Origin of the sequence: Ramlibacter sp. (assembly GCF_028292805.1) — a bacterium.
Classification (GTDB): Bacteria; Pseudomonadota; Gammaproteobacteria; order Burkholderiales; family Burkholderiaceae_C; genus Ramlibacter.
This window is the reverse complement of sequence record NZ_JAQGLS010000071.1, coordinates 1-11,267: the sequence shown is the minus strand read 5'-3', so window position 1 is coordinate 11,267 and position 11,267 is coordinate 1. Positions and strand designations below refer to the sequence as shown.

The window sequence follows — 11,267 nt, the reverse complement described above, 5'->3', positions numbered from 1 at the left end:
GCTTGGCCGTGGCCATAATCGCGCATGCGAATCCTCCACACCATGCTGCGCGTGGGCGACCTCCAGCGCTCGATCGACTTCTACACCAAGGTGCTGGGCATGAGCCTGCTGCGCATGACCGAAAGGCGGGAGCAGAAGTACTCCCTGGCCTTCGTCGGCTACGGCAAGAATCCGGAGCACGCCGAGCTGGAGCTCACCTACAACCACGGCGTGTCCGAATACGACATCGGCACGGCCTTCGGCCACATGGCCATCGGCGTGCCGGACGTTTATGCCGCGTGCGACAAGATCCGCGCGGCCGGCGGCAACATCACGCGCGAGCCCGGCCCGGTGAAGGGCGGCGACACCCTGATCGCTTTCGTGACGGACCCGGATGGGTACAAGATCGAACTCATCCAGCGGGAAGCTGAAGCGGCCTGATCGGCCGCCTGCCGTCACTTGCGCGCCAGGCGCACCGCCTCGGATGCCAACTGCGTGATGCGTGCCCAGTCACCGGCGTTCACCGCATCGGCCGGCGTCAGCCACGAACCGCCGACGCAGGCGACGTTCGGCAAGGCCAGCAAGTCCGCCGCGTTCTGCGCCGTGACGCCTCCGGTGGGGCAGAACATGACATCGTGGAACGGCCCGTGCCAGGCCTTCAGCATGGCCGCGCCACCGGACTGCATGGCGGGGAAGAACTTGAGGGCGTGATAGCCCTCCTCCTGCGCCATCATGATTTCGCTGCCGGTCGACACGCCGGGCAGCAGCGGCAAACCGAGCGAATGGCAAGCCTTGCCGACGGCCCGCGTGAAGCCCGGGCTGACGACGAAGCGGGCCCCCGCCCCGGCCGCCGCCTGCGCATCGGCGGCACTGCGCACGGTGCCGGCGCCGACCACCGCGTCCGGCACTTCGCGCGCGATCGCCTCGATGCAGTCCAGCGCCGCGTCGGTGCGCAAGGTCACCTCCAGCATGCGGATGCCGCCGGCCACCAGCGCCCGCGCCAGCGGCACGGCACTGGCCACGTCATCCAGCACGATCACCGGGATCACGGGCGCGTCGTGCATCACTTCCAGCGCTGTCGGCGCCGATGTCAAAGCCATGTGCAAGCTCCCTCTTCGGCAGCGGTCGCGTTGCGCCGCATGCCGGCGAACAGTTCGCGGCCCACGCCCCAGCCGTTGGTGCCCACCTGGGCGGGCGGGATGACGGCGGGTTGGCGGGCAGCCCATGCGCCAGCCTCGACGCGCGCTTCGAGGATGCCTGCACTGGCGTCGAGCCGCACGACGTCGCCGTCGCGCAGCAAGGCCAGCGGTCCGCCGCCAGCGGCTTCCGGCGACACGTGGATGGCGGCCGGCACCTTGCCTGACGCGCCGCTCATGCGGCCGTCGGTCACCAGCGCCACCCGGAAGCCCTTGCCTTGCAGCACCGCCAGCGGCGGCGTCAGCTTGTGCAGCTCCGGCATGCCGTTGGCGCGCGGCCCTTGCCAGCGCACCACGCAGACGACATCCCGCTCCAGTTCGCCCGCCTTGAAGGCGGCGAGCATCGCGTCCTGGCTGTCGAAGATGCGGGCCGGCGCCTCGATCACGTGCCGGTCCTGCGGCACCGCCGACACCTTGATCACGCAGCGCCCGAGGTTGCCCGTCAGCAGCTTCAGGCCGCCGGTGGCGCTGAACGGCTGCGGCGCCGGCCGCACCACGGTGTCGTCGCGCGAGGGGCCGATGTCGCGCCAGGCCAGCGACGCGCCGGCCTGCTGCGGAATGCGGGTGTATTCGCGCAAGCCACCTTCGCGCACCGTCAGCACGTCTTCGTGCATCAGGCCGGCGTCCAGCAGTTCGCGGATCACGAAACCCGGGCCGCCGGCGGCCTGGAACTGGTTCACGTCGGCAGCGCCGTTGGGATAGACGCGCGCCAGCAGCGGCACCACGCCCGACAGCGCGCTGAAGTCGTCCCAGTCGATCAGGATGCCAGCGGCGCGCGCCACGGCCACCCAGTGGATCAGGTGGTTGGTCGAGCCGCCGGTGGCCAGCAGCGCCGCCATCGCGTTGACGATGCAGCGCTCGTCGACGACCAGCCCGATCGGCGCGTAGCGGCGCGCCTTGACGATGGCCAGCGCCGTGCGCACGGCTTCGCGCGTGAGCTCTTCGCGCAACGCCTGCTGCGGCTGCACGAAGGCGCTGCCCGGCACGTGCAGGCCCATGGCTTCCATCAGCATCTGGTTGCTGTTGGCCGTGCCGTAGAAGGTGCAGGTGCCCGGCGAGTGGTAGGCCTGCTGCTCGGCCTCCAGCAGTTCGGCCCGCCCCACCAGCCCTTGCGCCGCCAGCTCGCGCACCTTGGCCTTCTCGTTGTTCGACAGGCCGCTGGGCATCGGTCCGCCCGGCACGAAGACGGTGGGCAGGTGGCCAAAGTGCAGCGCGCCGATCAGCAGCCCCGGCACGATCTTGTCGCAGATGCCCAGCATCAGCGCGCCGTCGAATACGTCATGGCTCAGGCCCACCGCCGTGGCCATGGCGATCACGTCGCGCGAGAACAGGCTCAGCTCCATGCCGGCCGTGCCTTGCGTGACGCCGTCGCACATGGCCGGCACGCCGGCCGCGACCTGCGCCGTTGCGCCATGCCGGCGCGCCTCGTCCTTGATCACGGCCGGGAAACCGGCATACGGCGCGTGCGCCGACAGCATGTCGTTGTACGAGTTGACGATCGCCAGGTTGGGCGCGCGGTCGACCACGATGCGCAGCTTGTCGTTGGCCGGGATGCCGGCGAAGGCATGGGCGACGTTGGCGCAGCCCATGCGGTCGGAGCCGCGTTCACGGTCGCCGGCCTCGGCAATGCGGGACAGATAGGCGGTTCGCGTGGCGGCGCTGCGGTCGCGGATGCGCCGGGTCACCGCCTCCAGCTGGGGGTGGAGTTTCATGGCTTCCGGTTGGGGGTTGGCAGCATCCTACCCCGCCCCGCTGGCGACGGGGTGGCCGCCGCTTCGCTAAAGTCGGGTCATGAGCGAGCTCGCCAAGCCATTGCGCGACCCCCAGGCCATGCTGGAGCAGGCATTGGCGGAATGGGGCGGCCTGAACGATCTTTGGGTGTTCGGCTACGGCTCGCTGATCTGGCGGCCGGACTTCGATTTCGCCGAGCAGCGGCCGGCCCGTGTGCACGGCTGGCACCGGGCGCTGAAGATGTGGAGCCGCATCAACCGCGGCACGCCGGAGCGGCCGGGGCTGGTGTTCGGCCTGCTGACCGGCGGCTGCTGCCGCGGCGTGGTGTTCCGCGTCGGCCGCGAGCACGCCGCCCAGACGCTGGCGCGGCTGTGGTCGCGCGAGATGGTCACGGGCGTCTACGACCCGCGCTGGCTGGTCGCGCACACGCCGCAAGGGCCGGTGCGCTCGCTGGCCTTCACGCTGTCGCGCAAGAGCCCCAGCCACACCGGCGAGCTGACCGAGGACGAGTACCGCCGGATCTTCGGCCAGGCCGCCGGCATTTACGGCACCACGATGGACTACGCCCACCGCACGCTGGAGGAGCTGCGCCGGCACGACATCCGCGACCGCAACCTGGAACGGCTGCTCAAGCTGATCCGGCCGGGCGCCCCACAGGACGATGGCGGTGGTCTAGAGTAGCTCTCCTTTCTACCGGAGACCGCCATGACCACCGCTCGTTGCCTGCTTGCCGCCATTGCCGCTGTTGCCGCCACCGCCCTCGCCGGCTGCGCCTCGTTGATGGGCGGGTCCAGCGCCAGCGCAGCGCTGATGCCGACCACCGGCAACACCACCACCGGTTCGGTCACGTTCGCCCAGCGCGGCGGCAAGGTGCTGGTGTCGGGCGAAGTGCGCGGACTCAAGCCGGGCGCCGAGCACGGCTTCCACGTGCACGAGAAGGGCGACTGCTCCAGCGGCGACGGCATGAGCGCCGGCGGCCACTTCAACCCCGCCGCCGCCCCGCACGGCCGCCACGGGCAAGGCAGCCACCATGCGGGCGACCTGGTGTCGCTGCGCGCCGACGCCAGCGGCTCGGCCCGCTTCAGCTTCGAGTCCGCCACCATCAGCGTGGGCGGCGGCATGGCCGATGTCGTCGGCAAGGGGTTGATCGTGCACCGCGATCCCGACGACTACGCCACCCAGCCCACCGGCAACGCCGGCGCGCGGCTGGCCTGCGCGGTCATCACGCGCAGCTGAGGGAATCACTCCAAGTCGCCACGCACCCACGACTGGCCCAGTCCGCCCCAATTCAGCGCAGCGCCAGCAGGCGTTCGGCCGCGGCCAAGTCGTCCAGCGTGTCGATGTCGGTGCGGATGCCGGCGTCGGCCAGCGCCAGCTCGAGCAGCCGGCCGGCGGCCGCCTCGGCCCGCATGATGGCTGCCGCGCCATACCCGCCGCGCAGCGCCAGCAGCGCGGCGCGGCAACCCGCGGCGAACCCCACCGGGTGGCCGCGCTCGCCCTGCCAGGTCGGCACCACAACGCCCTGCTCCGCCATGGCGGCGGCGATCCGTTGCAGGCTGGCCGGCTGCACCAGCGGCAAGTCGCCTGGCAGCACCAGCCAGCCGCCGGCATCCCGCGTGGCATGCACGGCGGCGGCGATCGAGTCGCCCATGCCGGCGTGGCCGGCGTCTTCCAGGTGCCAGGGCAACCCGCTGGCGCGCACCGCGTCCAGGGTGTGTTCCAGCACCGGCTTGCCGGCCAGCAGGGCGCGCAGCTTCGGACCGTGGCCGCCGGAGGCCGCGAAGCGCTCGCCCCGGCCGGAGGCGAGCACGAGGACGACGGGTTGCTGCATGCCGCAACTGTAGCCCCGAGCTGCGCGAGAATCGCCGAATGAGCCTCACCCCGACCCAGATCGCCGACCTGCGCAAGAGCTACGAAAAGGCCGAGCTCGGCGAAGACGCCTCCCAGGCCGACCCACTGCTGCAGTTCGACCAGTGGCTGACCGAAGCCATCGCCGCGCAGGTGCCGGAGCCCAACGCGATGACGCTGGCCACGGTGGCGAGCGACTTGCGGCCCAGCACGCGGATCGTGCTGATCAAGGGCTACGACCAGCGCGGCATCGTCTGGTACACCAACTACGACAGCCGCAAGGGCCAGGAACTGGCCGGCAACCCGTACGCCGCCCTGCAGTTCCACTGGGTCGAGCTCGAACGCACGGTGCGCATCGAAGGGCGGGTGGAACAGACCACGGCCGCGGAAAGCGACGCCTACTTTGCCAGCCGGCCGCTGGATTCGCGCATCGGCGCCTGGGCCAGCCCGCAAAGCCAGGTGATCCCCGGCCGCGGCGTGCTGGTGGCCAACGCCGCGAAATACGCAGCGCAGTTCATGCTGAGCCCGCCGCGCCCGCCGCACTGGGGCGGCTACCGCCTGGTGCCGGACAGCTGGCAGTTCTGGCAAGGCCGCAAAAGCCGGCTGCATGACCGATTGCGCTACACGCGCGCCGCGGACGGCTGGGTGCGGGAGCGGCTGGCTCCGTGACGACGCAGCGGGGGAGAGCTGCAACCCCACGATCCCGCCAGGATCAAGCCAGACAAGCCAGACAAGCCAGACAAGCCAGCGTGGCCGGCTCCTTGAACGGCACGATGCCAAGGGCCACGGTGCCGATGGCGCCGATGCCGGTCCAGACGGCATCGGCCGTGCCGACCTGCAGCGAGCGCATCGCCCAGCCGAGCAGCACCACGCTCACGACCATCGCCGCGCCCCACCGACGGCCACAGGCGGGTGAAGCCTCGCTGTACTTCAGGCCGATCGCCCAGCCCACTTGAACAGGCCGGCACCACCAGCGCCGGCCACGCCATGCGGGGCGTCGGTCACCGCTTCATCAGGTCGCTGAAGGTCTTGCGGAACTTCGCGACCTTGGGCGCCGCCACCGCCATGCAGTAGCCCTGGTTCGGATTGCGCTCGAAGAAGTCCTGGTGGTAGTCCTCGGCCGGCCAGTAGTTGCGCAGCGCTTGCACCTCGGTGACGGCCGGCTTGCCGAACAGCTTGTCCTGGCCGATCGCGCGCAGCAGGTCGTCGGCCACCTGCTTTTGCTCGGGGGTCGTGTAGTAGATGCCGCTGCGGTACTGGGTGCCGATGTCGTTGCCCTGGCCATCGCGCTGGGTCGGGTCGTGCACCACGAAGAAGATTTCCAGCAGCTGGCGCGTGCTGATCTGCGCCGGGTCGTAGGTGAGTTTGACCACCTCGTTGTAGCCGGTGCGGCCAGTGCACACCTGCTCGTAGCTGGGTCGCTCGCCCTGGCCGTTGCTGTAGCCCGACTCCACGTCGGTGATGCCGCGCACCTCCTTGAACACCGCCTCGGTGCACCAGAAACAGCCGCCGCCTAGCACGATGGTTTGCAGATCGCCCATGGTTTTCTCCTGAATCGTGCAACTGTAGCGGTCTGGCGCACGCGGCGCGTGACCCGGGGCATGCGCGGCCTTAGGATGCTCATCCATGACACTGGGCGAACTAAAACCAATCCTGACCGCGCTGATCCTGCCGCCGGCCGGCCCCTTGCTGCTGGCGTTGCTTGGCGTGCTCTGGGCCATCCGCCGGCGCGCGGCCGGGCTGCTGCTGGTCACCCTGGCGCTGGTGTCGCTCTGGCTCCTGAGCTGCAATGCGGTGGCCGTGCTGCTGGCCGGGCGCCTGTTGGCCCCCATGCCCGCGGTGCAGCCGGCGCAAGTGCAACAGGTACAGGCCATCCTGGTGCTCGGCGGCGGCGTGCTGCCGCAGGCGCCGGAGTACGGCGTGGCGCAGCCCGGTCCGCACACCTTGCAGCGGGTGCGCTATGCCGCCTGGCTGGCGCGGCGCACCGGCAAGCCGGTGGGGTTTGCCGGCGGCACCGGCTGGGCCGGGGCCGGGGTGGCCACCCAAACCGAGGGTACCGTCGCCAAGCGGGTGCTGCAGGAGGAGTACGGCATCACCGTGCGCTGGATGGACGACCGCTCGCGCGACACCCGCGAAAACGCGGCCCGGATGGCCGAGCAGCTGTTGCCGGCGAAGGTGCGCCACATCGCGCTGGTGACCGACGCCACCCACATGCCCAGGGCCGTCAGCCATTTCCGCGCGGCGGGCTTCACGGTGCTGCCGGCGCCGACCGACATCCCGCAAGCCGAAGGCCGCCCCCTGCTGGAGTGGCTGCCCTCCACGCGCGGCCTGGCGACGTCCAGCCAGGTGCTGCGCGAATGGCTGGGCAACCGCGTTGCCGGGCCGGCCAAATCTTGACGCTGGTTGCCTGAGCCTCTACATTACTAACCAGCCAGTCATTAACAATCCAGCACTTTCCCATGTCCATCAGCAAGGCCGCCGCCGACCGCGGCGTCGACGCGCCGCAGCCCCGGCGGGAGCGCCGCAAAGAGGCGCGGCCCGGCGAACTGCTGGACGCCGCGCTGGACCTGTTCGTCGAAAAAGGCTTTGCCGCCACCCGCTCGGAAGAAGTCGCGGCCCGCGCCGGCGTCTCCAAGGGCACGCTGTTCCTTTACTTCCCGAGCAAGGAAGAACTGTTCAAGGCCGTGGTGCGCGAAAACATCTCGGGCCGCTTTGCCGAATGGAACGAGGAGTTCCAGACCTTCGAAGGCTCGACTCCCGACATGTTGCGCTACTGCCTGCAGGTCTGGTGGGACCGGCTCGGCGCCACCCGCGCCTCCGGCATCACCAAGCTGATCATCAGCGAGGCCCGCAACTTCCCGGACATTGCCGCCTTCTACCAGCAGGAGGTGATCGCCCCGGCGCACGACCTGCTGCGGCGCATCCTGGAGCGCGGCGTGGCCCGCGGCGAGTTCCGGCCGCTGGACATCGACTACGCGGTGTTCAGCATCTCGGCGCCGATGATCTTCCTGATCATGATGAAGCATTCGCTGGACGCCTGCGCCCCGCGCAATTACCCGCTGGACCCCGGCCGCTACATCGCCTCGCAGGTCGAGATCATGCTGCAAGGCATGTGCGTGCGGCCGGCGCCGCTGGAGCCAGCATGAGGCGCAAGATGCCGCTGAAATGGATCGTGCTGGCTGTGGTCGTGGCCCTGGCTGCGGCCGGGCTGTGGCGCGTGCTGGCGGCTCGCCAGGCGCAGCAGGCAGCCGCGCAAAGTCCCGCCATCGTCCAGCCGGCGGTGGAGCTGGCCCAGACCGACGTGGTGCGCGCCGAGGTGCGAGAGCTGCAGCGCGGCCTGCCGATCTCCGGCACGCTCAAGGCCGTCAACTTCGCCCTGGTCAAGGCCCGCATCGCCGGCGAACTGCGGGGCCTGACGGTGCGCGAAGGCGACACGGTGCAGGCCGGCCAGGTGGTGGCCCGGGTCGACGCCACCGAAGGCCGCGCCCGCCTGAAGCAAGCCCAGGAACAGGCCGACGCCGCGCGCGCCCAGATCGACATCGCCCAGCGCCAGTGGAGCAACAACAAGGCGCTGGTCGACCAGGGCTTCATCTCCAGGTCCGCCGTCGACACTTCCCTGAACAACCTGGCCGCCGCCCGGTCCACGCACAAGGCGGCCCTGGCCGCGGTCGACGTGGCGCGCCAGGGCGTCGATGACGCCGTGCTGCGCGCGCCGATCACCGGCGTGGTGGCGCAGCGGCTGGCCCAGCCCGGCGAGCGCGTCGGCGTCGACACCCGCGTGCTCGAGATCGTCGACCTGGGCCGGCTGGAACTGGAAGCCACCTTGTCGGGCGCCGATTCGCTGGAGGTGCGGGTGGGCCAGCAGGCGACGCTGCAGGTGGAGGGCAGCGCGCGGCCGATCGCGGCGCGGGTGGCCCGCATCAACCCGAGCGCGCAGGCCGGCAGCCGCAGCGTGCTGGCCTACCTGGCGCTGGGCGACACCGGCGGCTTGCGGCAAGGTCTGTTCGCGCAGGGCGCGCTGACCACCGGCAGCGCCTCGTCGCTGGCCGTGCCGCTGGCGGCCGTGCGCACCGACAAGCCGGCACCGTACGTGCAGCTGGTCGAGGGCGGCAAGGTGCTGCACCAGGCGGTGACGCCGGGGGTGCGGGGCGAAGCCGGCAAGGAAACCTGGGTGGCGGTGAGCGGGTTGCCGCCGGGCGCAGTGGTGGTGCGCGGGCATGTGGGGCCGCTGCGCGAGGGGACGGTCGTGAAATTCACGGGGGCGCCCCCACTCCAGCCCTCTCCCAAAGGGGGAGGGAGCAAGGCGCCGAGCCCGTAGCCAGCCATGTGGTTCACCCGCGTCAGCCTGAAGAATCCCGTGTTCGCCACGATGGTGATGCTCGCCATCGTGGTGCTGGGCCTGTTTTCCTACCAGCGGCTGAAGGTCGACCAGTTTCCCAACATCGACTTTCCGGTGGTGGTGGTCACCGCCGAATACCCGGGCGCGGCGCCGGAGGTGGTCGAGAGCGAGGTCAGCAAGAAGATCGAGGAAGCGGTCAACTCGATCGCCGGCATCAACGCCCTGACCTCGCGCAGCTACGAGAACCAGGCCGTCGTCATCATCGAGTTCCAGCTGCATGTCGACGGCCGCAAGGCCGCCGAGGACGTGCGCGAGAAGATCGCCGCCGTGCGCCCCACCTTCCGCGACGAGGTCAAGGAGCCGCGGGTGCTGCGCTTCGACCCGGCCAGCCGCGCCATCTGGTCGGTCGCCGTGCTGCCCGACGACAGCAAGGGCACGCGGCCGATGACGGCGGTGGAGCTGACCAACTGGGCCGACCAGGTCTTGAAAAAGCGGCTGGAGAACGTGCGCGGCGTCGGCTCCGTCACGCTGGTGGGCGGCACCAAGCGCGAGATCAGCATCTACCTGCAGCCGGCCGCCATGGAGGCGCTCGGCATCACCGCCGACCAGGTGGTCGCGGCCGTGCGCAACGAGAACCAGGACCTGCCGGTCGGCGCGATCCGCTCGCTGGGGCAGGAGCGCATGGTGCAGATCGACGCCCGCATGCAGCGGCCGGAGGACTTCGGCAAGATCATCGTGGCGCGCCGCAACGGGGCGGCGGTGCGCATCGAGCAGGTCGCCCGCGTCAGCGACGGCGCCCAGGAAGTGGAGAGCCTGGCCTTGTACAACGGCCAGCGCACGCTGCTGCTGACGGTGCAGAAGTCGCAGGACGAAAACACCATCGCCGTGGCCGACGGGCTGCAGCAGGCGCTGGCCGAACTGGGCCCGCGGCTGCCGCCGGGCGCCAGGCTGGAGCCGGTGGCCGACGCTTCGCGGCCGATCCGCGTGTCGGTGCAGAACGTGCGCCGCACCCTGATCGAAGGCGCGCTGCTGACGGTGCTGATCGTGTTCCTGTTCCTGAACTCCTGGCGCTCCACCGTCATCACCGGGCTGACCTTGCCGATCGCGCTGATCGGCACCTTCCTGTTCATGTACGCCTTCGGCTTTTCCATCAACATGGTCACGCTGATGGCGCTGTCGCTGTGCGTCGGCCTGCTGATCGACGACGCCATCGTGGTGCGCGAGAACATCGTGCGCCACATCCGCATGGGCAAGACGCCGTACCAGGCGTCGCTCGACGGCACCCAGGAAATCGGGCTGGCGGTGCTGGCCACCACCTTCTCCATCGTCGCCGTGTTCCTGCCGATCGGCTTCATGGGCGGCATCATCGGCAAGTTCTTCCACGAGTTCGGCGTCACCATCGTGGCGGCGGTGCTGATCTCGATGTTCGTCAGCTTCACGCTCGACCCGATGCTGTCCTCGGTCTGGCACGACCCGGCGATCGGGGCGCATGGCAAGCCCAAGGGAAAGCCGACGCTGTACGACAAGACCCTCGGGCGCGTCACCGGCTGGTTCGACCGCTCGACCGAGTCGCTGGCCGAGGGCTACCAGACCATCCTGCGCTGGTCGCTGGCGCACAAGCTGGTGACGGTGCTCGGCGCCATCGCCATCTTCGTCACCAGCCTGTTCATGGTGCCGCTGCTGGGCACCGAGTTCGTGCCGCGCTCCGACTACTCGGAAACCAACGTCAGCTTCCACACGCCGGTCGGCTCCTCGCTGGAGCTGAGCGAGGCCAAGGCGCGCCAGGTCGAAGCCATCATCCGCGAGTTCCCCGAGGTGCGCTACACGGTGGCCACGATCAACACCGGCTCCGCCCAAGGCAAGATCTACGCTGCGGTCTACGTGCGGCTGGTCGACCGCAAGGCGCGCGAGCGCAGTGTCGACCAGATGACCGGCATGCTGCGCGAGCGCCTCAAGCAGGTGCCGGGCATCACGGTCACCCATGCCGGCCTGGCCGACCCGGTCGGCGGCAACAAGCAGATCGAGTTTTCGCTGCAAGGGCCGGACCTGCGCGAACTGGAGCGGCTGTCGCGGCTGGTGATGGAGCGCCTCCGCACGGTGCCAGGGCTGGTCGACCTGGACTCCAGCGTCAAGCCCGACAAGCCGACGGTGGACATCGAAGTCAAGCGCGAGGC

The 11,267-nt window shown here is 70.2% G+C and carries 13 protein-coding genes; 8 read left to right on the top strand and 5 right to left on the bottom strand.

Annotation, left to right across the window (positions count from 1 at the left end; all coding sequences use genetic code 11):
* Positions 1-24 precede the first annotated feature (24 nt).
* Positions 25-420, top strand: coding sequence for a lactoylglutathione lyase (gene gloA / locus JWP65_RS03840; RefSeq protein WP_299760514.1), 396 nt, complete (start codon positions 25-27; stop codon positions 418-420).
* A 14-nt stretch (positions 421-434) separates the two neighbouring features.
* On the opposite strand, the gene eda is transcribed toward gloA, so the two are convergent.
* Together eda and edd are read right to left on the bottom strand one after the other, a co-directional pair.
* Positions 435-1,079, bottom strand: coding sequence for a bifunctional 4-hydroxy-2-oxoglutarate aldolase/2-dehydro-3-deoxy-phosphogluconate aldolase (eda, locus tag JWP65_RS03835; RefSeq protein ID WP_299760512.1), 645 nt, complete (start codon positions 1,077-1,079; stop codon positions 435-437).
* Positions 1,070-2,887 carry a phosphogluconate dehydratase gene (gene edd, locus JWP65_RS03830; RefSeq protein ID WP_299760510.1) on the bottom strand — a complete coding sequence of 606 codons (1,818 nt, stop codon included), beginning with the start codon at positions 2,885-2,887 and terminating at the stop codon, positions 1,070-1,072. The genes eda and edd overlap by 10 nt, the downstream gene beginning before the upstream one ends.
* 79 nt (positions 2,888-2,966) lie before the next feature.
* Between edd and JWP65_RS03825 the strand changes: the two genes are divergently transcribed.
* Together JWP65_RS03825 and JWP65_RS03820 are read left to right on the top strand one after the other, a co-directional pair.
* Positions 2,967-3,587 carry a gamma-glutamylcyclotransferase gene (locus JWP65_RS03825; protein WP_299760508.1) on the top strand — a complete coding sequence of 207 codons (621 nt, stop codon included), beginning with the start codon at positions 2,967-2,969 and terminating at the stop codon, positions 3,585-3,587.
* Positions 3,588-3,611: 24 nt separating this feature from the next.
* Positions 3,612-4,142 carry a superoxide dismutase family protein gene (locus tag JWP65_RS03820; RefSeq protein ID WP_299760505.1) on the top strand — a complete coding sequence of 177 codons (531 nt, stop codon included), beginning with the start codon at positions 3,612-3,614 and terminating at the stop codon, positions 4,140-4,142.
* A 52-nt stretch (positions 4,143-4,194) separates the two neighbouring features.
* On the opposite strand, the gene JWP65_RS03815 is transcribed toward JWP65_RS03820, so the two are convergent.
* Positions 4,195-4,737, bottom strand: coding sequence for an NTP transferase domain-containing protein (locus JWP65_RS03815; RefSeq protein WP_299760503.1), 543 nt, complete (start codon positions 4,735-4,737; stop codon positions 4,195-4,197).
* A 38-nt stretch (positions 4,738-4,775) separates the two neighbouring features.
* Here JWP65_RS03815 and pdxH point away from each other — a divergent pair, with 38 nt between their 5' ends.
* Complete coding sequence (gene pdxH / locus JWP65_RS03810) at positions 4,776-5,423, top strand: pyridoxamine 5'-phosphate oxidase (RefSeq protein WP_299760501.1); 648 nt, start codon at positions 4,776-4,778, stop codon at positions 5,421-5,423.
* A gap of 43 nt (positions 5,424-5,466) precedes the next feature.
* On the opposite strand, the gene JWP65_RS03805 is transcribed toward pdxH, so the two are convergent.
* Together JWP65_RS03805 and msrA are read right to left on the bottom strand one after the other, a co-directional pair.
* A complete protein-coding gene (locus JWP65_RS03805; RefSeq protein WP_299760499.1) occupies positions 5,467-5,706 on the bottom strand; it encodes a multidrug efflux SMR transporter in 240 nt (79 codons plus the stop codon).
* Between the two features lie 49 nt (positions 5,707-5,755).
* Positions 5,756-6,295: a peptide-methionine (S)-S-oxide reductase MsrA gene (gene msrA, locus JWP65_RS03800; protein ID WP_299760497.1), complete on the bottom strand. Its 540-nt coding sequence runs from the start codon at positions 6,293-6,295 to the stop codon at positions 5,756-5,758.
* Between the two features lie 85 nt (positions 6,296-6,380).
* Here msrA and JWP65_RS03795 point away from each other — a divergent pair, with 85 nt between their 5' ends.
* The 4 genes from JWP65_RS03795 to JWP65_RS03780 all read left to right on the top strand — a co-directional run.
* Positions 6,381-7,151 (top strand): YdcF family protein, encoded by a 771-nt coding sequence (locus tag JWP65_RS03795; RefSeq protein WP_299760496.1) that lies wholly within the window; start codon positions 6,381-6,383, stop codon positions 7,149-7,151.
* A gap of 62 nt (positions 7,152-7,213) precedes the next feature.
* Positions 7,214-7,900, top strand: coding sequence for a TetR/AcrR family transcriptional regulator (locus JWP65_RS03790; RefSeq protein ID WP_299760494.1), 687 nt, complete (start codon positions 7,214-7,216; stop codon positions 7,898-7,900).
* Positions 7,897-9,072: an efflux RND transporter periplasmic adaptor subunit gene (locus JWP65_RS03785; RefSeq protein ID WP_299760492.1), complete on the top strand. Its 1,176-nt coding sequence runs from the start codon at positions 7,897-7,899 to the stop codon at positions 9,070-9,072. The genes JWP65_RS03790 and JWP65_RS03785 overlap by 4 nt, the downstream gene beginning before the upstream one ends.
* 6 nt (positions 9,073-9,078) lie before the next feature.
* Positions 9,079-11,267: efflux RND transporter permease subunit (locus tag JWP65_RS03780; protein WP_299760490.1), on the top strand; the 2,189-nt coding region annotated here is incomplete at its 3' end.